The organism is Streptomyces sp. ALB3, from assembly GCF_044385685.1.
GTDB lineage: Bacteria > Actinomycetota > Actinomycetes > Streptomycetales > Streptomycetaceae > Streptomyces.
Genome location: NZ_JBISCE010000046.1, coordinates 222,190 through 245,592 on the forward strand (window position 1 = coordinate 222,190; position 23,403 = coordinate 245,592).

The following is a 23,403-nucleotide window of genomic DNA, read 5'->3' on the forward strand; positions in this document are numbered from 1 at the left end:
GGCCGTGCGGCCGGCCCCTCGGCCGGCCGCACGCCCCGTCGGCGTTCACCGCAGTGGTCGGACGGAATGTCAGACCTCTTCGGTGCCACCGCTCTCCTCGTCGTCTGCCTTCTCTTCCTTCGCCGCCGCGGGCGTGGCACCCGGCTGCGGCTCGGCCACGGCCACCCGTGCGGGGCGGATGGTGCGCTCCCCGATGCGGTACCCGGGCTGCAGGATCGCCACGCAGGTCGTCTCGGTGACGTCCGGCGCGTACGAGTGCATCAGGGCCTCGTGGATCGTCGGGTCGAAGGGCTCACCCTCCTTGCCGAACTGCTGGAGGCCGATCTTCGCGACGACGGTCTCCACGGACTCGGCCACCGCCTTGAAGCCGCCGACCAGCTCGCCGTGCTCCCGCGCCCGGCCGATGTCGTCGAGCACCGGCAGGAGGTCGGTCAGGAGGTTCGCCGCGGCGACCTCCTTGACCGTGACCCGGTCGCGCTCGACCCGGCGGCGGTAGTTCTGGTACTCGGCCTGGAGCCGCTGGAGGTCGCCCGTACGCTCGTTGAGCGCGGTACGGACCTGGTCCAGCTGAGCCGTCAGAGCCGCTGTCTGCTGTACGTCCCCGGCCGGGGCCGCCGCCTCCTCCTTCTCGGAGGGGGCGGCCTCCTTCGGCTCGGCGTCGTCGGGGCTGGCGCCGGAGGGGACGTCAGGCTTCTCCTCGAAGCCCGGGGTCTCCTCGGTCACGCCGCACCACCCTTCGTGTCCTTCTCGTCGTCCACGATCTCGGCGTCGACGACGTCGTCGTCGGCAGCCTTGGCCTCGCCGTCGCCCGGCGCCTCGGCACCCGGCGTCGCGCCCTCGGACTGGGTGTTGGCGTACATCGCCTGGCCCAGCTTCTGGGAGACGGCCGCGACCTTCTCGGTGGCGGTGCGGATCTCGGCGGTGTCCTCGCCCTTGAGCTTCTCCTTCAGCTCGGTGAGCGCGGTCTCCACCTCCGTCTTCACGTCACCGGGGACCTTGTCCTCGTTGTCCTTGAGGAACTTCTCCGTCTGGTAGACGAGCTGCTCGCCCTGGTTCCGCGACTCGGCGGCCTCGCGACGGCGGTGGTCCTCGTCGGCGTACTGCTCGGCCTCTTCACGCATCCGGTTGACCTCGTCCTTCGGCAGCGAGGAGCCACCGGTGACGGTCATCTTCTGCTCCTTGCCGGTGCCGAGGTCCTTGGCGGCGACGTGCATGATGCCGTTGGCGTCGATGTCGAAGGCGACCTCGATCTGCGGCACACCGCGCGGGGCCGGCGGCAGACCGGTCAGCTCGAACATCCCGAGCTTCTTGTTGTACGCCGCGATCTCGCGCTCGCCCTGGTAGACCTGGATCTGCACCGACGGCTGGTTGTCCTCGGCCGTCGTGAAGATCTCGGAACGCTTGGTCGGGATCGTGGTGTTGCGCTCGATGAGCTTCGTCATGATCCCTCCCTTGGTCTCGATGCCGAGGGACAGCGGGGTCACGTCGAGGAGCAGGACGTCCTTGACCTCGCCCTTGAGGACACCGGCCTGGAGCGAGGCGCCGATGGCGACGACCTCGTCCGGGTTCACACCCTTGTTGGCGTCCTGGCCGCCCGTGAGCTCCTTGACGAGCTCGGCGACGGCCGGCATACGGGTCGAGCCACCGACGAGGACCACGTGGTCGATCTCGGAGAGCTGGATGCCCGCGTCCTTGATGACGTTGTGGAACGGGTTCTTGCAGCGGTCCAGGAGGTCCGAGGTCAGCTGCTGGAACTGCGAGCGCGTGAGCTTCTCGTCCAGGTGCAGCGGGCCCTCGGCGGACGCCGTGATGTAGGGCAGGTTGATCGTGGTCTCGGTCGAGGACGAGAGCTCGATCTTGGCCTTCTCCGCGGCCTCGCGGAGACGCTGGAGAGCCATCTTGTCCTTGGACAGGTCCACGCCGTGCCCGTTGGCGAACTGCTTCACCAGGTAGTCGACGACCCGCTGGTCCCAGTCGTCACCACCGAGGTGGTTGTCACCGTTGGTGGCCTTCACCTCGACGACGCCGTCGCCGATCTCGAGCAGGGACACGTCGAAGGTGCCGCCGCCGAGGTCGAAGACGAGGATCGTCTGGTCGTCCTTGTCGAGGCCGTACGCCAGGGCGGCGGCGGTCGGCTCGTTGACGATGCGCAGGACGTTCAGACCCGCGATCTCGCCGGCCTCCTTGGTCGCCTGGCGCTCCGAGTCGTTGAAGTACGCCGGGACGGTGATCACCGCGTCGGTGACCTTCTCGCCCAGGTAGGACTCGGCGTCCCGCTTCAGCTTCTGCAGGATGAAGGCGCTCATCTGCTGCGGGTTGAAGTTCTTGCCGTCGAGCTCGATCTTCCAGTCAGTGCCCATGTGGCGCTTGACCGAACGGATCGTCCTGTCGACGTTGGTGACCGCCTGGCGCTTGGCCACCTCACCGACAAGCACTTCGCCGTTCTTCGCGAAGGCGACGACGGACGGCGTGGTCCTGGCGCCCTCGGCGTTGGTGATGACGGTGGGCTCGCCGCCTTCGAGAACGCTGACGACGGAGTTAGTCGTGCCCAGGTCGATGCCGACCGCACGTGCCATTTCAATTCCTCCAACTGACTACTTGAGTGGATCTGGCTCAAGGATGCATCACACCCGCCCCGGAGTCAAAGGACCTGAGCCACTTACGCTCAACTTAAATGCTCACACCCGCGCTGACCTGGCATGACGCAACTCCGGACGACTACCGGGACCCGCCGGGGCCGCTCGATCCGCGACACCTGGCGTGCGCGGCGCGTCGCACACACGACTCCCACCTTCGCACCGTGGGATCGTTCTGTCACAAAATGGACCGAGACGGTCATACCGTCACTCCATTCGACTCCGGGCAGGTGCAATGCGGAACGCGAAGCAGACTGCGGCACGAAGGAAGCGCGGCCGCCCCGCCACGGCGGCCTGGGCACCGGGGCCCTCCAGGGTTCACGCCGCCTCGGCGGCCGGCACCGCCGGGCGGGCCGCCGGACGCCTGACGGCGCTGACCGCCGCCCGGGCCGCAGGCCTGCTGCAAGCCCTGACCGTTAAACGGAGCCTGGACGTGCTGCTCGGCACGGCGCTCCTGCTCCTGGCGGCTCCCGCCCTCGCCGTCGCCGCCGCGGCCCTCGCCCTCAGGGAGTTCCGCGGCCCGGGAGGCGTCCTGCGGCGCGAGACCAGAGTCGGCCTCGGCGGCCACCCCTTCGAGCTGCGCTCGCTGCGCACCCGCCGGCTCCGGCTCGACCTGCTGTCCCGGCTGCCCCACGTCGTACGGGGGGAACTCTCCCTGGTCGGCCCGCCGCCGCTCAGCCCCGGCGATGCCGCTCTGCTCGACCCCTCCGCCGGGCGCCGGCGGCACGCACTGCGGCCGGGCCTGACCGGGCTGGCCCAGGTACGCGCCCGCTCCGGAATGCCCTGGGACGAACCCGCCCTCCTCGACGCGCACTACGCGGAGCATCATGGGACGGGACTCGACCTGGCGATCCTGGCGCGATCCGCACGCATCGCCCTGCGTGCGGCACTCCACCGCCCGCTACGCCGGGGGAAGGCTCACCTGAGCGACACAGATCACCGCCTGCCCGGCTACAGCGTGGCGGAATAAGTGGATAGTGTCAGCACAGACTGATTAAGTTACTGCTTAGTAATCGCTTGTACGCGCTGGATCCCACCCTCGCAGGCCCGAGGAGCCCCCAAATGCAACTCGCCGCGATCATCGTGTCGCTGGTGCTGACTGTCGTCGGCGTTGCGCTCATCGCCCGAGCCGTCGCGCAGATCTACCGGTTCATCCGTCTCGGACAACCGGTGCCGGCAGGCAGTCGCACCGACGACCCCAAGCAGCGCACGATCACCCTGGTCAAGGAGTTCCTCGGCCACACCCGGATGAACCGGTGGGGGATCGTGGGCTTCGCCCACTGGTTCGTCGCGATCGGCTTCCTGACACTGCCGCCGACGCTGCTCCAGGCGTACGGACAGCTCTTCCAGGCCGACTGGGTGCTGCCGGTCGTCGGTGGCTGGCTGCCGTTCGAGATGTACATCGAGTTCATCGGCATCATGACCGTGCTCGGCATCGTCACGCTGATGGCCATCCGACTGCTGAACCTGCCCTCACGGGCCGGCCGCAAGTCCCGGTTCGCCGGCTCCAAGGCCTGGCAGGCGTACTTCGTCGAGTACATCATCCTGATCATCGGCCTCGCCATCCTGGCCCTGCGCGGCCTCGAAGGCGCGATCCACCACGTCGAGGGCTACGAGGCCTCCTACTTCGTCTCGTACCCCCTGGTGCTCGCCTTCAAGGGACTCGCCCTCGGCACGCTCCAGAACCTGATCTACCTCACCGCGATGATCAAGATCGGCACGTCGCTGATCTGGATGATCACCGTCTCGCTCAACACCAACATGGGTGTCGCCTGGCACCGCTTCCTCGGCTTCCCGAACATCTGGTTCAAGCGGAACGCGGACGGCTCGTCGGCTCTCGGCGCCCTCCAGCCGATGACCACGGGTGGCAAGGAGATCGACTGGGAGGACCCGGGAGAGGACGACACCTTCGGTGTCTCGCAGGTCGAGCAGTTCTCCTGGAAGGGCATCCTCGACTTCTCCACGTGCACCGAGTGCGGTCGCTGCCAGTCGCAGTGCCCCGCCTGGAACACCGGCAAGCCGCTCTCCCCGAAGCTCCTGATCATGTCCCTGCGCGACCACGCGCACGCCAAGGCCCCGTATCTGCTGGCCGGCGGCGGCAAGGACATGGAGGGCAACGAGAAGGCCTCCGAGGAGCAGCTCAAGGACGTTCCCGCCGCCGCCCTGGCGGAGGCCGAGCGCCCCCTCATCGGCACCGCCGAGGAGAACGGCGTCATCGACCCGGACGTGCTGTGGTCCTGCACCACCTGCGGCGCGTGCGTGGAGCAGTGCCCGGTCGACATCGAGCACATCGACCACATCGTCGACATGCGCCGCTACCAGGTGATGATCGAGTCCGCGTTCCCGTCCGAGGCGGGCACGATGCTCAAGAACCTGGAGAAGAAGGGCAACCCCTGGGGGCTCGCCAAGAAGCAGCGCGTCGAGTGGACCAAGGAGGTCGACTTCGAGGTCCCGATCGTCGGCAAGGACGTCGAGGACCTCAGCGAGGTCGACTACCTCTACTGGGTCGGCTGCGCGGGCGCTCTCGAGGACCGCGCCAAGAAGACCACGAAGGCCTTCGCCGAGCTCCTCCACATCGCGGGCGTCAAGTTCGCGATCATGGGCGGCGACGAGAAGTGCACCGGTGACTCGGCCCGCCGCCTCGGCAACGAGCCGCTGTTCCAGCAGCTCGGCCAGGAGAACGTCGCGATGCTGAACATGGCGTTCGGCGAGGACGACGAGGACGACTCGACCAAGAAGGCGAAGGCGACGAAGAAGATCGTCGCGACCTGCCCGCACTGCTTCAACACCATCGCGAACGAGTACCCGCAGCTCGGCGGCGAGTACGAGGTCATCCACCACACGCAGCTCCTCCAGCACCTGGTGGACGAGGGCAGGCTGATCCCCGTGACGCCGGTCGAGGGTCTGATCACGTACCACGACCCCTGCTACCTGGGCCGTCACAACAAGATCTACACGCCCCCGCGCGAGATCATCGCCAAGGTCCCGGGTCTGCGGAACGAGGAGATGCACCGCCACAAGGAGCGCGGCTTCTGCTGCGGCGCAGGCGGCGCCCGGATGTGGATGGAGGAGCGGATCGGCAAGCGCATCAACAACGAGCGCGTCGACGAAGCCCTCTCCCTCAACCCGGACATCGTCTCCACCGCCTGCCCGTTCTGCCTCGTCATGCTGACCGACTCGGTCAACGGCAAGAAGAACGACGGCCAGGCGAAGGAATCGGTGCAGGTCGTCGACGTGTCCCAGCTGCTCCTGGAGTCGGTGAAGACGCCCGCCGACCCGGCCGGGGAGACGGACACGGCCGACCAGCCGGAACCGGAACCCGTCCAGTAGCTGTCTCCCACCACGGAAGCGGCCGGACCTGCCTCGGGGGCAGGACCGGCCGCTTCCGTGTGTGCCCGGGGGCTGCCGGGGACCCCTCCGGGAGGTGGTGCGGGCCCCCCGGGGTTCCCCTAGGGGATGTCACAGCTAGGCCGCAAAGGGCCCCGCGTTCCCCCGGCCCCCACACCGCACCCGCACGGACCAGGTACGTTCGATGTGTGGCTGGATTCAGGATCGGACGCGGCCGGGACAACCGCACACCGCAACAACACCCGCAGCAGCAACAGCCGTACGGCGCACAGGCTTCACCGCCGCCGTACGGCGGGCAGTCGTGGCCCCCGGCAGGAGGCACCGGCGCACCGTACGGAGGCCCTCAGGGCGCCTCCTACGGCGGCGGGCAACGCGGCAACGGACACGGGGGTGGGAACGGGAACGCAGGCGGGCACGGCGAACCGGAGTACTTCGGCGACCCGCACCACCGGCCCTCGCAGCAGGACCCGTATGCCAACGCCCCGGGTCACACCCAGGCGTTCAGCATCAACGAGGACCCGTACGGCGACGGGAGCACCTACCAGGCCGGCCAGGCCCCCGCGCACCCCTCGGGGCCCAGGCTGCACTGGAAGCAGCTCCTGAGCGGCATCGTGATGCGGCCCGGCCCGACGTTCTGGCAGATGCGCGACTACCCCGTCTGGGGCACCGCGATCGTCGTCACGTTCGTCTACGGCCTGCTCGCGCTCTTCGGGTTCGACCAGGCGCGCGACGAGGCGATCCACGCGGAGGTCTCCACGGCCGCCCCGTACGTGATCTTCACGGGCGTCGGCTTCGTCATCGGCGGACTGGTCCTCGGCGCGGTCACCCACACCCTGGCCCGCCAGCTGGGCGGCACGGGCTCCTGGCAGCCGACCGTCGGCCTGTCCATGCTCATCATGTCGATCACGGACGCACCCCGCCTGATCTTCGCCCTCTTCCTCGGCGGCGAGAACTCCCTGGTCCAGATCCTCGGCTGGATCACCTGGCTGGCGGCCGGAGCGCTGTTCACCTCGATGGTCAGCAAGTCGCACGACCTGCCGTGGCCGAAGGCCCTGGGCGCCTCCGCGATCCAGCTGATCGCCCTGCTCTCGATCATCAAGCTCGGCACGATCTGATCCGGGCCCGACGCGTGGAAGGGACCCCGGTGCGTCGCACCGGGGTCCCTCCCGTTCCGCGTCCGGTCCCGCCTAGGAGTCGAGGACCTGGCCCTCACGGCGCACGACGGGCTTCTCCACGCTCCACGGGAAGTTGATCCACTGGTCGGTCTTCTTCCACACGTACTCGCACTTCACGAGCGACTGCGGCTTCTCGTAGATGACCGCGCTGCGGACCTCGGCCACGTGGTCGATGCAGAAGTCGCGGACCAACTTCAGCGTCTTGCCCGTATCGGCGACGTCGTCGGCGATGAGGACCTTCTTCCGCGTGAAGTCGATCGCGTTCGGGACGGGCGCCAGCATGACCGGCATTTCCAGCGTGGTCCCCACCCCGGTGTAGAACTCGACGTTCACCAGATGGATGTTCTTGCAGTCCAGGGCATACGCCAGCCCGCCCGCGACGAACACACCACCCCGCGCGATGCTCAGCACGACGTCCGGCTCGTAGCCGTCGTCGGCCACCGCCTGCGCCAGCTCCCGTACGGCGTGCCCGAAGGCCTCGTACGTCAGATTCTCCCGCGTCTCACCAGCCATGCCGCATCACACCTGAGTCCTGTGGAAATTCATGTAAGAACGCGAGGCGGTCGGCCCTCGCTGGCCCTGATAGCGCGATCCGTAGCGCTCGGATCCGTACGGGAATTCCGAGGAGGAGGTCAGCCGGAACATGCACAGCTGCCCGATCTTCATTCCCGGCCAGAGCTTTATCGGCAACGTCGCCAGATTCGACAGCTCCAGGGTGACGTGCCCGGAGAACCCGGGGTCGATGAACCCGGCCGTGGAGTGCGTCACCAGCCCGAGCCGCCCCAGCGAGCTCTTCCCCTCCAGCCGCGACGCCAGGTCATCGGGGAGCGAGATGACCTCGTAGGTCGAGGCCAGGACGAACTCCCCGGGGTGGAGGATGAACGCCTCGTCACCGTCCGGCTCGACCTGACGGGTCAGGTCCACCTGCTCGACGGCGGGATCGATATGCGGATAGCGGTGGTTCTCGAACACCCGGAAGTAGCGGTCGAGCCGCACATCGATGCTCGAGGGCTGCACCATCGAAGCGTCGAACGGGTCAATGCGAACCCGCCCGGCATCGATCTCGGCCCGGAGGTCCTTATCTGAGAGAAGCACGCACCGAGGATACGCAGAACGCGCGAGCCGACCCCAACCGGACCGCCCCGCGCGCCTGACTCACACCTGCGGCGCTTCCTCGAACGCCACAGGAACTACCGCTCCCCGAGCACCACGGGGACGGCCTGCCTCAACCGCGCACAGCGCGGACAGCGGATGAGCCGCCCGGGACCGATCCGCTCGGACCCGAGCTGCTGCATCGGGAACGAAGAGGTGGTGAACACGTGCCCCTCGGCACAGCGGACGACGGTGCGCTCCATCGACGACATCAAGTCCCTTCCCCAACCAGCCTTGGACGAGACCGCCACATTAGGGGATGAACAGGACGCCGCTCCAGGCGGCTCTCCGGTCGCCCAGGCTACGCCCCCAACTCCCCCGGGCCGCACCCGCATCCACACTCCGGAAAGACCCCGGGACCCTGCGGCGGCCACGCCGGGGGCCTGCGATGGGGTACAGTGTGGGACGATGCATCGCCGATCACCGGCAGCTACGCGGGTGTAGTTTAATGGTAGAACATGAGCTTCCCAAGCTCAGAGCGCGAGTTCGATTCTCGTCACCCGCTCCATGAAAAAGCCCCTAGGCCAGCGGCCGGGGGCTTCTTTGTTCTCTGGATCAGTTCAGGTACCTCGTGCCATATCCGTGCCAGATGCCTGGCCATCCGCCGCTTCACGCCGGGCTCGCACGAGCTGGTCGAGGCCGGCCGCCACCTCGCGCTGCCGCTCCAGGCGAGAAAGGCCAACAGAACGACGGCCCGCATGCCCGCTTCCGGCGTGGTGGCCCCTTCAGCAGGCCTGCCCGTGGTCAACTCCGCGGCCTGCCTGGCACAGACGGCGACGTCCGTCCGCACCGCCGTAGACCATGAGAATTGCATCCGCCGTCTGGTCTAGGTTTTGCCTGTGAACCACAGCTGCCGGCGGCGCACCCCGCGAGCCCGACTTGCCGCCTTACCAGATAGTCCTGTCGGAGACTGATTGGGGTTCGCTCGAGACGCCTTTCGGGAACGGTGAGGACCTCCCCGAGGTCCTTACACGGCTGCTGACACCCGACCCCAGGGCCCAGGTCAACGCTCTGTCAGAGCTAGGTGAGATGGTCGGCCACCAGAACACCATCTACAAAGCCACCGCTCCCGTCGCCATGTATGTCGCCGGCATCCTCACCCACCCGTCGGCTACGACCCCCCGGCCCTATCGCAAGGTCCCCATCCGCGCGGCACTGTTGAACTGGTTGGTTTCCACGGCTTACGACGCCTCCGACGAGGTTGCGAGCCGCATGGAACAGTACTTCCCTGGCTTCCTGACCCCCGGCACCGTCGTGGCGTCCTTCTGGGACCTGCGCCCGATGCTCTACCGGGCGGTCTCGCCCTTCCTCCGAGACAGCCACGAGGACGTGCGCGAAGCCGCCGTTATCGCCGCGCTCATCCTCGCCGAGCACCCCGCGCTCGCCGAACACCGCGATCACCTCGCCGTGCACGCGCGCGCCATCCTGGACACCAGCGGCGACGACCCCAACCGGCGTGTTGCCCGGAGGACGCTCGAAGCGTGGGGCCACGAAGCCCCCGACTCCGAGCCTTTCCTGGAGGAGTCCTGGGACTGGGGGCCGCACGGTGATGGCCGCAGCTATCTCGAACCGCCCTTCTGACCGATACGCGCATGGTCGGCGGGCTCGTACTCCCGGCGCCGGAAACCGCACCCTCCGGTCGCGAAACCTTGACCAGAAGGGTCGGTGCCGCAAAATGCCTGCACGCATACTCCAGTATGCTTACCGCATGTCCTCAACGACTCGCATCACCGTCACGCTCCCCAGCGACCAGGTGGCGGAGATCCGCAAGCTCACGGACAACGTCTCCGGCTATGTAGCGGAAGCCGTGGCCCGCCAGATCCGCCACCAGCTTCTGGGCGACGACCTCCGCCGTCACGAGGAAGAGCACGGCGGCTTCAGCGACGAGGAGCTCGCCGAGGCCCGCGCGAAGATCTTCGGCTCCGCCGGCACCTCCACGGGCGCGGATGCCGCGTGAGCGAGCGCATCGAAACCGTTGTCCTGGACTCGGAAGGACTCTCTGCCTGGATCGCGCAGGACCGCAAGCTCCTCGCGATGCTTCAGGTCTTCCACGACATGGGAGCCGACCTCGTGATCGGGGCCAACACCATCGTGGAAGCCACCCACTCCCGCACCAACATGCCCCGCCTGAACTGGGCCCTCTCCCGCATCAAGGTGGAGCCCGTCACCGAGCAAGCGGCGAAAGCGGCGGCTGAGCTCCTCAAAGCCGCCGGGCTGCACGGGCACAAGTACGCCATCGACGCCACGGTCGCCGAGGTCGCGCTCCGCCAGCCGAAGCCCCTCGCCCTGCTGACATCCGACAGCGATGACATGACCAAGCTCTGCGGCAACCACGTCCGCATCATCCCCCTGTGACCAGTCCGCACGCCCGGAGCACGCGTCGCACTGCCAGCTCTCGTGCCCCATCCGTGCCCAGCAGAGCGGACACAGCGGTCAGATACGGCTCCCAGAGACCGGGAGCCATCCACCTGCCCAATCCGAAACCGCAGGTCAGAGCCCCTGCAACCGTTTAAGAACCGTTGATTCCCAAGCTCAGAGCGCGAGTTCGATTCTCGTCAGCCGCTCCACCGCTCGAACCAAAAGCCCCAGGCCAGCGGCCGGGGGCTTCTTTGTTGTCCGGACCAGTTTAGGCACCTCGTGCCATACCCACACCTGAAGTCTTTTCGTCAGCCTTCGCCCGGCGGTGTGCGCGGGGTCACCCAGGCCACCGGCACACAGCGTTCCGCGGAATGGCACCGACCAACAGGGCGCGACGGATCTCGCGAAGACCGCGGAGCGCAAGCCGTCAGCTCGTTGCCCTCTGGAACCGTCAGCACGGCTTATGAGCGCCTTGGCCATTAGCGAATGCACTGTGAGGACACTTTTCGGGCCTTCGTCGCCGCTCGACCACGACCCCGCTGAAGGGCCACTCGGGCTGCCAGCTCGGCCATAGGCCATCCGGCAGACTCTCACGGAAAGTGCACATAGCCGCGCTTCGGCGCCCGGTCCTATGAAGACGTGGTCCGCTTCGCCGAGACGCAGACACCACCGCATCACCTGCCGGTGCGGGTAGGCCAAGAACGACCTTGGCCTCACAGCGTCAGAATGACATCCTGTTCGCTTACGCATTCTGCGAACGCAGTCTGGTACGGGGGGATTTCACACTGTGGCCGTAACTGTGCCCGACTGGGCCGACACCATGCTCGACGTCATCGGCATCAACTGGCCGAACGTCGACGAGGACGCATATCGGGACATGGCCGTCTCCCTGCGTGAGTTCGCAGATGACATGGAGGACGACGGCTTCCTCGCCAACCAGCATGTGCAGCGTCTGCTGTCGTCCGGCCACGGCGAGGCCCTTGATGCGCTCAGCGGTCACTGGGGCAAGGTCAAGGACAAGCACATCAAGGACATCGCCGGCGCCGCCCGCACGATCGCAGGCGCCCTCGACAACGCGGCAATGGCTATCGAGGCCATGAAGTATGCGGCGATCGTCCACCTGGGCGTCCTTGCCGGCAAGGCCGGCATCTCAATGGCGCTGATACCGGTGACCGGTGGGCTGTCCATGCTCATCGGCGGAGCGGCGATCGCAGTCGCCCAGCAGGCCATCCGCCGCATCATCAAGGAGTGCATGGAAGAGGTCGTCGGCTACATCGTCTCCGCGATGACCGAGCCCGCCGTCGCCGCCCTGGAGAACATGGCCGCGGACCTGGTGGTGCAGATCGGCGCCAACGCGATGGGGCTCCAGAACGGCGTCGACATGAACCAGGTCGGCCAGTCGGGCAAAGAGGGCTTCAAGGAGGGCGTGGAGGGCGCCAAGGATTCCCTGCAGCTCGCTTCCGCCGGCACGGCGCCCGGTCCTGTGTCCGGCAAGGGTGTTCATATCGAGCACTCGGAGCACGACCGCGCGGGCACGAAGCTGCACCTGGTCAGCATCGACATGCACGGCAAGACCGCGGGCAGGTTGGCCACTGCGAAGTCCCACCATGGCCGGACCCGGGGCAAGGACGACATCGCCGGTGCGCTCGACCCGGTGATCGACAAGGCGATGAAAGCCCTCGGCAAGGCGAACAAAGCGATGGGAGATCACCTCGGCGAATCACTGCCGAAGGCAGTCAAAGAGATCTCCACCATCCAGAAGAAGATCGATCTCGACATCAAGGACGGGATCGGCCCCCCGGGCAAGGTTCGCGACAAGGGCGACGCCACTGACCACCGCCCCGAGGAACGCCGGGACTCCACCCGCACCAAGCCGGACGCTCTGAACAATTCCAAGGACGAGCCCCGGCGCAATGCCATATCGCTGGAGAAGAAGACCTGCGAGAACGACCCGGTAGACGTCGCCACCGGCGAGATGACCCTGCCCCAGACCGACCTGTCACTGCCGGGGACCCTTCCTCTCGTCCTCCGTCGCACTCACCTCTCCGCCTACCGGTACGGTCAGTGGTTCGGCCGGAGCTGGGCATCCACACTGGACGAAGGGATCGAGCTCGACGCGCTCGGTGCCGGTGCGGTCTGGGCCCGTGAGGACGGCTCGCTTCTCATCTATCCGCAGTTGCCGCTGCCCGACGACACCGGCGGCGTCATGCCCGTGGAGGGCGCTCGGCTGCCCCTGCTGCACGGAGGCCAGTACAACGGGCAGACCACCTACTACGTCACCGACCCGCACTCGGGCCTGACCCGCTCCTTCCAGGGCGGACCGTACAACGCGTCCCCGGCTTACTGGCTCCGGGCGATCGAGGACCGCAACCACAACCGCATCAGCTTCGCGCGCCTCAGCGACGGCAGTCCCACAGCAGTCGTCCACTCCGGGGGCTACCGGGTCGCCCTGGTCATCGAGGACGCCCGGGTGCGCGAACTGGCGCTGCGCACCCCGGACGGCCTAGTCACCGTCATGCGCTACTACTACGACGCTCCGGGCAATCTTGACGGCGTGGTCAACTCCTCCGGGCTGCCGCTTCGCTTCACGTACGACCCGGACGCCCGGATCACCTCCTGGACCGACCGCAACGACTCCACGTTCCGCTACGTGTACGACGATGCCGGCCGCGTCGTCCGCACGACCGGCCCGGACGGCTACCTCTCGTCCACATTCACGTACGACACCCACCCCGAGACGGGCGATCGCGTCACCCGGTACACGGACTCCCTCGGGGCGACCAAGGTCCACCACTTCAACGACCGGCTGCAGGCCGTCGCGGAGGCAGATCCGCTGGGCTGTGTCACCCACCGCACCTTCGACCGTTACGACCGGCTCCTCTCCCGGACGGATCCGCTCGGCCGGACCACCACCTACACCTACGACGACCACGGGAATCCCACCCGCATCCAGCACCCCGACGGCAGCTCGGCCACGGTCGAGTACAACGAGCTGAACCAGCTCGCCGCTGTCACCGGTTCGGACGGCGCCACCTCACGGCAGGAGTACGACGACCGAGGCAACCCGACGCTCTTCACCCGGCCGGACGGGTCCACCACTCGACTCTCCCACGGCCCGAACGGCCACCTCACCGGCGTCGACGACTCCTTGGGCGCGCTGGACCGGTTGCGCTGCGACGCGGCCGGCCTCCCCCTGGCCATCCGCGGCCCGCTCGGCGCGGTCGCCCACTACACCCGCGACGCCTTCGGACGCGCGATAACCATCACCGATCCCCAGGGCCGCACCACCGAGCTGGAATGGACCCTCGAAGGCAAACTCGCCCGACGTACTGACCCGGACGGCGCACAGCAGTCCTGGACGTACGACGGCGAGGGCAACTGCCTCACCCACACCGACGCGGCCGGTGGTGAGACCCGCTTCGAGTACACGCACTTCGATCTGGTCTCCGCCCGCACCACACCCGACGGAGTGCGCCAAGAGTTCACGCACGACACCGAGCTGCGCATCTCCCGTGTCACCGACCCTGAGGGGCTGACCTGGGGCTACACCTACGACTCGGCAGGCCGCCTCAGCTCGGAAACCGACTTCGACGGCCGCTCGCTCCGCTATGCACACGACGCCTGCGGACAGCTCACCTCCCGCACGAACGCCGCGGGCCAGACAGTCCGCTACGAGCGCGACACGGCGGGCCGCGTCACCGCCAAGGACGCCGACGGCGCGGTCACCCGATTCACCTACGACGTCCACGGCCGTCTCGCCTCGGCGACGGGCCCGGACACCGAACTTTCGTACGTACGGGACAGCTCGGGCAGAGTCCTGAGCGAAACCTGCGACGGCCGCACACTGACCAACACCTACGACGAGACCGGGCGCCGTACCCGCCGGGTCACCCCGTCCGGCGCGGTCAGCACCTGGTCCTTCCCAACCGGTCCGCAGGCCGAGCTGAACACCTCGGGCCATCAGGTCGTCTTCGCCTTCGACGAGACGGGCCGCGAGACGACCCGCCGGATCGGCGACGCCCTGACCGTAGAGCACGCCTACGACCCTGCGGGCCGCCTCACCGATCAGCGTGTCCGCGCCCGCGGCGACCGGATTCTCCAGCGCCGCTCGTACACGTATCGCGCCGACGGCCACCTCACCTCGGTCGATGAACTGACCGGCGGGCACAAGCAGCTGGAAGTGACCCGTGAGGGCCGCGTCACGGGCGTCACAGCGGAGAACTGGTCGGAGCGATACGCGTACGACGAGGCCGGGAACCAGACTTCCGCCACCTGGCCCGGCGCGGACGACGCCACCGGTCCACGCGAGTACGCCGGCACCCGCATCACCCGAGCGGGCCGCGTCCGCTACGAACACGACGTCCAAGGGCGCGTGACCCTGCGCCAGAAGGCCCGCCTCTCCCGCAAGCCCGACACCTGGCACTACGGCTGGGACGCCGAGGACCGCCTAGTCTCCGTCACCACACCGGACGGCACGCGTTGGCGCTACCACTACGACGCCTTGGGACGCCGCACGACGAAACAGCGCCTGTCGACGGACGGGACGACGGTCACCGAGGAAGTGACCTTCACCTGGGACGGCGACACCCTTTGCGAACAGACCACCACCATCACGGGCTCCACGGACTCCGTCGCCCTCACCTGGGACCACGACGGGGTGAAGCCGGTCACCCAGGTGGAGCGCCGCCTTCTGGGCCGGGGGGAGGTCGACCGCCGCTTCTTCGCGATCGTCACCGACCTCATCGGCACACCACGCGAACTCATCGACGAGCAAGGCGAGATCGCGTGGCACACCCGCGCCACCCTGTGGGGAGCCACCTCATGGAACCGCGGCGCCGACGCCTACACCCCGCTGCGCTTCCCGGGCCAGTACTTCGACCCGGAATCAGGCCTCCACTACAACCGCCACCGCCACTACGACCCCGAGTCGGGACGCTACCTCTCCCCGGACCCACTCGGCCTGATCCCGGCCCCGAACCCGGTCACCTACGTCGACAACCCGACCCGGTGGATCGACCCGCTGGGGCTGGCAGGCTGCCCCCACCGGAGCGGAGAGCACCGGCACAGCGTGGTGCTCGGCGTCAACCGCCCTGGTGGGCATTCCAACAACCTCGCCGCACACCTGCGCGATAATGGAGATCCCGGCGCCCACACATACAATGACAGCAACTATGGCGACGAAGGGCCCGGGGGGCCTGTATGGATGACGAATGTCACCTCTGCGGTGAATGACCGCGATACGACACTTTCCATAACCCTGGACGGAATGCCCAATCGAGCCAAGGAGTCCGGAAATTGGAATACGCCGGAAACCATTGTCGAAGCATTCAGAGTAGCCGTGGAGCAAGGGGATAAATACGGCCTGGGGAACAGAGACCGCTGGCCCGATGCAGGTAATGGCACGGCATGGGAGATGAGCGTGGTGGCCCGTGCGGTTCGAGCCTACGAAACCGACGTGGCCGATGGTTACGCCAAACCCGACGGGCGCCCATGGGAAGAAAGATCTTGGTACTCGGGCAACGAGCCCATCCATATCGATAAACCAAACATCATGGAATTGGATCCCGAGTACCTCAGACTCAAGAGAGAGCAAGCGAATGGCGGATGAGATTGATGCCAGCGTCCCCGAATCAGTTGCCAGGGAGTGGCAAAGCGTACTTTCGGAACCATCAAGCGTGATCGATCCGACCCTTACGCGAGCAGCTTTCGCGAATTCAAAATTGCGTTCACTCTTCCCGCTCATCAGTCACGGATCTCTTCAGTTCAGCCGCTGCACGCGGTACCCGTGGTCCCGGGACGTACCCTCCCTCTTCAGGCGGCGCGACGGGCGCTACTCCGTCATTCGCATGTGGGAAACGGGTGAGTCCGGCTTTCGCGAAGTAGGTGTGGCGGACACGGCCCCGGAGGCGGTCGCGCTACTTGCCGCAACCGTGCCCGGGGACTGGGGGCCTGCAACCGAGGGAACGGTTGACGACCTGTGAGCCCAGCCTCCGTAAGGCAACAAGGGCAGCACTCCTCGCGGCCCCAGGCAGCTTGTTTGTTTTGGCGGCCTGAAGAGGCCGAGCGCATCGTGGATGGGCTCCGGATCGTCGCACCGACGATCCGGTGCACGCCCATGCAGTCCTCATGCCGCTGCTGAAACACCAGCAAGTTATTCCGGGCTCGGGACGCGTGGTCCAAGAAGGGTAAATTTCTCAAATGATGCACACGAGCGACAGCCTGGCCGAAGAATTCCGGCGGCTCCAGGAGCGGCCGAGTGGGGACTCCGCTCCGCCCGTCCTTTCTCTCTTCGTCGTCGATGTCTCCGGCGACGCCGCGGAGTACGGGCAGCGTCTGCGTTCCGCCCTTGCGCCTGCTGTCCGGCTGGGGGCCACTGCGGACTTCGAGCAGGAGAGCCTGCCGGTCGACGATGTTCCGGTCTGGTTCGCGGCCGTCAGTTCCCGGAACGAAGAGCGCGCCCCGCAGTTCGCCAGAACCGGTTTCGAGGGATACGTGGAGCACACGGGGGGAGGCCGGCCGTGGGAATTGCAGGACTGGCTGTACCGCTTCGACCCTGACGAAGACTCCCGGGGCTGGGAGTGGTGGGACGCCACACCGGCCGGATCGTCCCTCGTCCACATCTGGGTGGACAGCTGGGGGGAATCCTTCTTCGGCTGCCAGGAACTGCTCTGGGCCGCATACACCGCGGGCGCGGTCCGGGTCGAGGGCCCTGTGCTCCAGAAGTTGGCGGTGTGGTCTGCAGAGCGGGGACCTACGCGCTGACACCGCTCGGCGGTGACTGGTATATGCGAAGCAATGCTCGAATGAGGGCGCTCCTGCAGGAGACGGACACCGCAGGACTGAGCGTCCAGGACATCCCTCCCATGTTCCGTGAAGTCGCGGAGCGAGGATGGTCTTTGACGCCCGCCGGCGGGCGGGTACTGACCGACCTCCTCCCTGAGAACCTCCCGGAGTACTCCGACAGGCTCACGCAGGAAACCACGGTCAACGGCAGGGGAATGACGGACTACGACCTGCCCACTGCGACGGACGAACGCGCGCCGCTTCTCGTACGGAGGTGCCTGGCCTACGTCGCCGCCTGCCTGCATGCCGCACAGGAGCACTTCGGCGACACAGCGGTGAAGTCCTACGTCTCGTTCTCCTTCGCCGACACCGACGAGGCACACCTGACCTCCAACGTCACCTTCTGCACACCACTGCCCGAAGTCCGCCCATACATCCCGGACCTCGAGGGCGTGACTGACGCAGCGGTCGCGGAGCTCTCTGCGGAGGACTGCTCTCACTGGTGGTGAGCGTGAGCGCGCACCGGCGTCCACACCGACGCCGGTGCGCACCGCAGCGGACATCCCAGGCGCCCCCGCTCATGCCCCATCCGTGCCCAGCAGAGCGGACAACAGGGGTCGTGTACGGCGCCCAGAGACCACACCAACCACGCCCACCCGGGGCAAACATCCAGCTCAGAGCTGCTTTGGCTACCCAGGAACCGTTGATTTCCAAGGTCAGAGCGCGAGTGCGAGTCTCGTCACCCGCCCCATGAAAGCCCCAGGCCAGTGGCCGGGGGCTTCTTTGTATGCGGCACCTTGTCACCGTCCGGTCGGCCCCCAGCGCCTCCTCCCTGGATAATCGGGGTATGGCATCACAGCCCAGCCCTTCCGATCTCCGCCGTGCCAAGTTTGCCCGGCGCGCACCTGCGGCGCTCTCCGAGCTCGCCGGCCCCGAGCACGGCACAGTGAGCCTGCCACTCCACCTGGCGTGGTCGGGACTGACCACTTTCGACCTCGATCAGCCGCGGCTGCGGATGAGCTACTACCGCATCGTGCTGGCCGAGGGCCAGCACGATGATCTGGTCCGATATCTCAATCGTGGCCTCCTAGTCAGCTTGTGGCCCACATTGCGCACACTGATCAGCCGTGATGTTCGTGAAGTCTGGGAACGCTCCTTCGACGAGTTGGCTCACAGCGCCCGGGCCGCGGCGTGAACCTCACCGACCTGCACCGTCGCTTGCTCGCAGACGTGCTTGCCGTAGGCGGTGCATACCCTCTGGCGCTTACCGGTGGCTACGCGGTCCAAGCGCACGGCCTGGTCGACCGACTCAGCCAGGACCTCGACGTCGCGACCGAGAACCCCGAGCGCATGGAGGACATTGCGACTGCTGTGCGCATCGGCTTGGAGCAGCGCGGGTGGCAGGTCAGCGCTCTGGAAACAGACCCGCTGTCCGCGCGCCTGATCGTCACCGATCCCACCAGCCGTGAAGAGTGCGAAGTCGACATCCTCAAGGAAGCCCTCTGGCGACCGCCTGTGCACACCGAGCACGGCTTGGTGCTGTCACTCGAAGATGTCGTTGGAACCAAGGTCCGCGCACTGTCCGACCGCGGGCTCGCCAGAGACCTGATCGACGTTCAGGCCGCAGCGAACCACTGGAGTCACGTCGAACTCGAGGAGCTCGGACGGCGCCATGCCCGCGACTCCTTCGACCTGAGCGAGCTGCAAGCTCGACTGGGCGGAGCCGACTGGATCGACGACACGGAATTCGCCGCCTACGGACTCAACGAGCAAACAATCACCAGGCTGCGGCAGTGGGCACAGACATGGGCCGGCGACATCGGCGAACGACTCCAGGAGCAGGAGGCTCCGCACGAAGACTGAGGGCCGCACACAGACCGGCCACGCTCGGCAGGACGCACCTCATGCTGCTCAGCCCACAACGGCTGTGCCCCATCCGTGCCCTTCGGAGCGGACAACAGCGGTCAAGCACAGCGCCCAGAGACCACGTAAGCCTCGACCGATCCAAGCAAACATGCAGGTCAGAGCCGCACAGCAGTTCAAGAACCGTTGATTCCCAAGATCAGAGCGCGAGTTCGATTCTCGTCACCCGCTCCATGAAAAAGCCCCAGGCCAGTGGCCGGGGGCTTTCATCCCGACCACGCCCCAGCCAGGGGAACGCACACCACCTCGACGCCATCGGCCCTGCGACGTTGCGCGCTTCGTCACCGAATGCAGGTGATCGGCGGCACTTACGGCGGTGGATGGACAGACCCCTTTGCCCCCCGGACAGGCGCCATGCGGCCTCAGGTCGGGTGGGGTCGCTCCCACCCCGGCATAGGAGGGGTGCCGTCCGGGAGGATCGGCGGATACGTGACGAGAGTGGTGGGCTCCCGTCCCGGCTGTCTTCCACCCAGGCGGAGCCGAGCAGCCGCAGAGAAGGCGTAGGTCCCGCTGGACGGACGTCCAGCGGGACCTACGCCTTGGTGCCCTATCGCACGCTGGAGAAGCTCGTCCAGCCGCTGCCGATCTTGACGCCGGAGCCGATGCCTCCGGTGCCGTTGCCGGCATAGCGGTACAGATAGCCGGTCTTGGTGCGGCCGAGAATGTCGTCCCTGCCGTCGCCGGTGAGGTCGCCGATGCCGACGAAGTCGGCCATGCCACCCCAGCCGGAGCCGATCTTCGTACCGGAGGAGATGGTGCCCTTGCCGGTGCCGTAGTAGCGATAGAGGTCGCCGTTGGTGGCACGGGCGACGAGGTCGGCGTGCTTGTCGGCGTTGAGGTCACCCGCTCCGACGATGGTCAGGCTGTTCCAGCTGGTGCCGATCCGGCCGGTGCGGGTGAAGCCGCCCGCCTCGGTGCCCGCGTAGAGGTACAGGTCACCCGTCGCGGTCTGCCGGGCCACCAGGTCCGGGATGCCGTCGCAGGTGAGGTCGCCCGAGTAGGTCAGGCCGTCGAAGGCCCTCCAGCCGCTGCCGATCTTCGTGTGCGGGGCGCCCGGGGTGACGACCTTGCCGCGCTCGGGGGAGTAGCGGTACAGGTAGCCGTCCTGGTCGGTGACCAGGGTGTCGTTGGCGCCGTCGCCGACGGAGTCGCCGAAGGGGACGATGGTGGAGGTGGTCGGCCAGATGCCGCCGTCGGCCTTCGCCGACACCGTGCTGGAGGAGTTGCCCTGGTAGACGAGCAGGGAGCCGTCGGTGCCGCGGGCGTAGAGGTCCGGGTGGCCGCCGTCGCCGACATAGTCGCGGCGCACGGCCGCACCGCCGGTCACCGGCACCGTCCCGAGGACGGAAAGCTCCGCCTGGACACCGTCAGCGGGATTCGCGGTCAGGGTCCAGGTGTGGTCCCCGCTCGTTACGTACCTGCCGGCCGCGTCCTTGCCGTCCCACGACGGCGCGACCAGCCCTCGGGCCTCCCCACCGGAGAGCGTCCGTACGGTCTGCCCGGTCGCCTTGTTCTTCAGCGTCAGTGTCCACGACCCCGCAGGCTTCGACAGCCACCAGCGCGGCTTCCACGCACCGGCGTTGATGTCCATGGCGGGGGTGTCTGCGTCGATGACGGCGATGGGGGAGGCCGGAACGCCGGACGGGACGACCCGCACCCGGCGATCCGCGCCCGTGTACGCGACGTGACCGCCGAAGCGGTCGACGGTCCACCCGGAGCGTCGGCCGGTGCGGTCACCAAGCTCGGCTGCGGTGGCGACCACGCGCCGCGGCAGGTCGGCCTCATTGCCGCTGGCCGGGAGTCCGTCGTGCAGGTCGACGAGGGTGAGGCCGGCCGCTTCCGAGCGGTGGACCAGGTAGCCGTCGCCGAGGAGTGTCTCGTCGGGCCCGAGCTTCAGGGAACGCTTGGCCTGACGGTCGTAGACGCCGGCGCCCTTGAAGTCGTGCCAGTAGTTGCTGCAACGCCAGTACACCCAACGGCCCACGGCCTGCACGTCACTGGCGACACAACCCGGATCGAAGGACTCACCGGCGACACCGGTCGAGAGGTTCTGCGCCGTTACCCCGGTCGGCACGCCCGAGCTGGTGTCGTCCCACCGGCCGAGGGCGCTCCACAGCGTGTTGCCCCAGACGGAGGCCGCGACCGGCTCCCGCTTCTGGAGCACTTCCCCGGTGGCGGCGTCCTTGAAGTGCAGGATCGCCTGCCGGCCGCCCGATGCCTGGTTCACGACGCCGAACCGGCCGGAGAGGTCGATGAGTTGCGGGCTGAAGAGTCCGGAGTCCACCTGCGGCCCCCACGGAGCTGCGCCGTTCCGGTAGAGCATGGTGACGTCCTGCTCGGTCCCGGCCCTGCGGCCGTGATGCCCGTCGCCGCCGGCGAACATGGTCACACAGTGAATGCCTTGGGTGGGGCTGCAGTCCTCGTCCCGGCCGGACACAGTCCCGTCGACGGTCGATTCGAGCTCCTCCGGACGTCCGGAGGTCTTGAGCCAGGTGCTCCGGTAGCCGCCGATGGTCGTACCGGGGTCGTAGTGCTTCGAGTCATCGGCCGTGGTGAGGATGCCGCTGCCCAGCGAGATGCCGGCCGGCTTGGCTTCCCGGTCCTCTATGTCCGCCAGGCGCTTGCGCGTGACGGTGCCGTCCGCGGCGGGGGTGAAGAGGTAGTACCCCCAGTCGAGGGCACCGTAAGTGGCTTTCTCCTCCGCGCCGGCGACCATGAGCGAGCCGTCGGGCGTGCGGTGCACCGAGGGGGAGGCGACGGCCAGCAGGGACTCCCAGCTCCCCCCGGCGTCGCGCAGGACGAGGTGGTTCCCCCGGTACCCGCCTTCGTTGCCCGGGCTGGGCGGGGTCACGGTGACGAAGCCGTCGCCGAGTCGCCGTACGACGTCGTCGTACGAGGCCACGTCCCGCAGGTCGACGGTGGCCGGCTCCGCGTCCAGGTCGTCACGGCGGTACACCTGGGCGGCGTCGCTGGACGGGGCGCCGACGTGGAAGACGGTGTCGCGGTCGAAGGAGACGCTCTCTCCCTGCGTGGAGAGCGCCTTCACGCTTCCGGTGGCGAGGTCGACGACCCACCACCCCTGGGACATCGTGGTGTCCTCCCACTTGATGCCGCGGACGGCCACGGACCGGGCGTCACCCTCGCTGATGGACAGGTTCCATCCCTCCGGCAGGCCCTCCAGGCTCCGGTCCCGCACCTCGCCGTTCTCCAGGCGCAGGAGGTGCAGGCCCGTCACGGCCTTCTCGGTACCGGTCCGGGTGATGACGGTGTCGCCGTAGGTCGCGACGTACGTCTGGCCCTCCGGGATGGCGACCGTGGTCGACGATCCGCCGTCGGCCCGCTGCTGGAGCGACACGTGCGGAGTCGGGGACTCCGCGTAGAGGGCGACGGTGTCGGAGCCGTGGCCGAAGTCCGCCGGGTACTGGGCGAAGCGGAACTCGTCCACGTCGTAGGCGAGCGGCTCGGGCAGCCGGTGGTCGAGGACGGTCGTCGCACCGGTGGCGTAGTCGATCCAACGGAGGCGGTCGTCTCCCTCCTGCGCGGTGAGGAATCCGGTCTCGCCGGCGTTCAGGACGATGGTGGCACGGGGCACGAAACGTGCGCCTGGGCTGACGACGACGGCATCGGTGGACGCGCCGCCGGGTTCGGCGACAGCCGCTCCCACAGCGGTGCCCATTCCGGCGGTCACAGCAAGCGTGACGGTGAGAGCGATACGGCCGAGCACGCGCTTCCGGCGCGTGGCCCGTCTGTGCAGCGAACGAATCATGAAAGAGCCCCTCCCCAAGGTGATCACCGCAGGGGGCGCCAGTGGAACGGCCACTCGTCCCCGCGCGAGAGGGCGACAGTACCAGGGGGGATCATCACACGGCAGCTGGTTTCGAACCCGTTCAAGAACTGGTCGCAGCCGGTCTGTCCCGGGCCGCCTGCCGGACGGCAGCACGCGCTGGGACGGGTCCAGTGCTGCATCCGGGCCTTGACGTCGACACGCAGGACGACCGCCTTCCCGGGCGGGCGGTGGTACCGGACGA

Annotated in this window: 17 protein-coding genes and 1 tRNA gene; 13 read left to right on the plus strand and 5 right to left on the minus strand. The window is 67.7% G+C overall.

What is annotated here, in order from left to right:
- Positions 1–69 precede the first annotated feature (69 nt).
- Both grpE and dnaK read right to left on the minus strand, forming a co-directional pair.
- Complete coding sequence (gene grpE, locus ACHFIV_RS31015; RefSeq protein ID WP_398975885.1) at positions 70–723, minus strand: nucleotide exchange factor GrpE; 654 nt, start codon at positions 721–723, stop codon at positions 70–72.
- The gene (dnaK, locus tag ACHFIV_RS31020) at positions 720–2,576 is read right to left on the minus strand and encodes a molecular chaperone DnaK (RefSeq protein ID WP_398975887.1); all 1,857 of its coding nucleotides are present in this window, start codon (positions 2,574–2,576) and stop codon (positions 720–722) included. Before dnaK ends, grpE begins: the two co-directional genes overlap by 4 nt.
- Before the next feature lie 295 nt (positions 2,577–2,871).
- Between dnaK and ACHFIV_RS31025 the strand changes: the two genes are divergently transcribed.
- From ACHFIV_RS31025 to ACHFIV_RS31035, 3 genes are all read left to right on the plus strand, one after another.
- A complete protein-coding gene (locus ACHFIV_RS31025; RefSeq protein ID WP_398975889.1) occupies positions 2,872–3,606 on the plus strand; it encodes a sugar transferase in 735 nt (244 codons plus the stop codon).
- Positions 3,607–3,698: 92 nt separating this feature from the next.
- Positions 3,699–5,966, plus strand: coding sequence for a heterodisulfide reductase-related iron-sulfur binding cluster (locus ACHFIV_RS31030; protein ID WP_398975891.1), 2,268 nt, complete (start codon positions 3,699–3,701; stop codon positions 5,964–5,966).
- A 206-nt stretch (positions 5,967–6,172) separates the two neighbouring features.
- On the plus strand, positions 6,173–7,099 hold the full coding sequence (locus ACHFIV_RS31035; RefSeq protein ID WP_398975893.1) for a Yip1 family protein: 927 nt from the start codon (positions 6,173–6,175) through the stop codon (positions 7,097–7,099).
- Positions 7,100–7,171: 72 nt separating this feature from the next.
- Here ACHFIV_RS31035 and ACHFIV_RS31040 read toward each other — a convergent pair whose 3' ends face one another.
- A complete protein-coding gene (locus tag ACHFIV_RS31040) occupies positions 7,172–7,672 on the minus strand; it encodes a phosphoribosyltransferase (protein ID WP_398975895.1) in 501 nt (166 codons plus the stop codon).
- A 6-nt stretch (positions 7,673–7,678) separates the two neighbouring features.
- On the minus strand, positions 7,679–8,254 hold the full coding sequence (dcd, locus tag ACHFIV_RS31045; protein WP_033296629.1) for a dCTP deaminase: 576 nt from the start codon (positions 8,252–8,254) through the stop codon (positions 7,679–7,681).
- A gap of 491 nt (positions 8,255–8,745) precedes the next feature.
- Here dcd and ACHFIV_RS31050 point away from each other — a divergent pair.
- The 10 genes from ACHFIV_RS31050 to ACHFIV_RS31095 all read left to right on the plus strand — a co-directional run bounded on the left by ACHFIV_RS31050 (position 8,746) and on the right by ACHFIV_RS31095 (position 19,315).
- A tRNA-Gly gene (locus ACHFIV_RS31050) sits at positions 8,746–8,819 on the plus strand.
- 521 nt (positions 8,820–9,340) lie between these two features.
- Positions 9,341–9,892, plus strand: coding sequence for a hypothetical protein (locus ACHFIV_RS31055; RefSeq protein ID WP_398975897.1), 552 nt, complete (start codon positions 9,341–9,343; stop codon positions 9,890–9,892).
- Between the two features lie 127 nt (positions 9,893–10,019).
- Complete coding sequence (locus ACHFIV_RS31060; RefSeq protein WP_398975899.1) at positions 10,020–10,268, plus strand: hypothetical protein; 249 nt, start codon at positions 10,020–10,022, stop codon at positions 10,266–10,268.
- A complete protein-coding gene (locus ACHFIV_RS31065) occupies positions 10,265–10,666 on the plus strand; it encodes a DNA-binding protein (protein WP_398975901.1) in 402 nt (133 codons plus the stop codon). Before ACHFIV_RS31060 ends, ACHFIV_RS31065 begins: the two co-directional genes overlap by 4 nt.
- A 790-nt stretch (positions 10,667–11,456) precedes the next feature.
- Complete coding sequence (locus ACHFIV_RS31070) at positions 11,457–16,277, plus strand: RHS repeat-associated core domain-containing protein (protein WP_398975902.1); 4,821 nt, start codon at positions 11,457–11,459, stop codon at positions 16,275–16,277.
- Positions 16,267–16,650, plus strand: a complete 384-nt coding sequence (locus tag ACHFIV_RS31075) for a DUF6193 family natural product biosynthesis protein (RefSeq protein WP_398975905.1) — start codon at positions 16,267–16,269, stop codon at positions 16,648–16,650. Before ACHFIV_RS31070 ends, ACHFIV_RS31075 begins: the two co-directional genes overlap by 11 nt.
- 217 nt (positions 16,651–16,867) lie before the next feature.
- Positions 16,868–17,431, plus strand: coding sequence for a hypothetical protein (locus ACHFIV_RS31080; protein ID WP_398975906.1), 564 nt, complete (start codon positions 16,868–16,870; stop codon positions 17,429–17,431).
- A gap of 41 nt (positions 17,432–17,472) precedes the next feature.
- A complete protein-coding gene (locus ACHFIV_RS31085; RefSeq protein ID WP_398975908.1) occupies positions 17,473–17,961 on the plus strand; it encodes a hypothetical protein in 489 nt (162 codons plus the stop codon).
- Between the two features lie 338 nt (positions 17,962–18,299).
- Entirely contained in the window at positions 18,300–18,647 is a 348-nt protein-coding gene (locus tag ACHFIV_RS31090; protein ID WP_398975910.1) for a transcriptional regulator, read from the plus strand.
- Positions 18,644–19,315, plus strand: coding sequence for a nucleotidyl transferase AbiEii/AbiGii toxin family protein (locus ACHFIV_RS31095; RefSeq protein WP_398975912.1), 672 nt, complete (start codon positions 18,644–18,646; stop codon positions 19,313–19,315). Before ACHFIV_RS31090 ends, ACHFIV_RS31095 begins: the two co-directional genes overlap by 4 nt.
- A 607-nt stretch (positions 19,316–19,922) precedes the next feature.
- Here the strand turns inward: ACHFIV_RS31095 and ACHFIV_RS31100 are convergent.
- On the minus strand, positions 19,923–23,141 hold the full coding sequence (locus ACHFIV_RS31100) for an FG-GAP-like repeat-containing protein (protein WP_398975914.1): 3,219 nt from the start codon (positions 23,139–23,141) through the stop codon (positions 19,923–19,925).
- Between the last annotated feature and the right edge of the window lie 262 nt (positions 23,142–23,403).

Bases quoted from the DNA above. Each gene is read 5' to 3' on its own strand.
- ACHFIV_RS31025 (WP_398975889.1), top strand. From the start codon at position 2,872: ATGCGGAACGCGAAGCAGACTGCGGCACGAAGGAAGCGCGGCCGCCCC.
- ACHFIV_RS31100 (WP_398975914.1), bottom strand. From the start codon at position 23,141: ATGATTCGTTCGCTGCACAGACGGGCCACGCGCCGGAAGCGCGTGCTC.
- ACHFIV_RS31040 (WP_398975895.1), bottom strand. From the start codon at position 7,672: ATGGCTGGTGAGACGCGGGAGAATCTGACGTACGAGGCCTTCGGGCAC.
- ACHFIV_RS31055 (WP_398975897.1), top strand. From the start codon at position 9,341: ATGGTCGGCCACCAGAACACCATCTACAAAGCCACCGCTCCCGTCGCC.
- ACHFIV_RS31080 (WP_398975906.1), top strand. From the start codon at position 16,868: ATGATGCACACGAGCGACAGCCTGGCCGAAGAATTCCGGCGGCTCCAG.
- ACHFIV_RS31030 (WP_398975891.1), top strand. From the start codon at position 3,699: ATGCAACTCGCCGCGATCATCGTGTCGCTGGTGCTGACTGTCGTCGGC.
- ACHFIV_RS31060 (WP_398975899.1), top strand. From the start codon at position 10,020: ATGTCCTCAACGACTCGCATCACCGTCACGCTCCCCAGCGACCAGGTG.
- ACHFIV_RS31085 (WP_398975908.1), top strand. From the start codon at position 17,473: ATGAGGGCGCTCCTGCAGGAGACGGACACCGCAGGACTGAGCGTCCAG.
- ACHFIV_RS31075 (WP_398975905.1), top strand. From the start codon at position 16,267: ATGGCGGATGAGATTGATGCCAGCGTCCCCGAATCAGTTGCCAGGGAG.
- ACHFIV_RS31090 (WP_398975910.1), top strand. From the start codon at position 18,300: ATGGCATCACAGCCCAGCCCTTCCGATCTCCGCCGTGCCAAGTTTGCC.
- dnaK (WP_398975887.1), bottom strand. From the start codon at position 2,576: ATGGCACGTGCGGTCGGCATCGACCTGGGCACGACTAACTCCGTCGTC.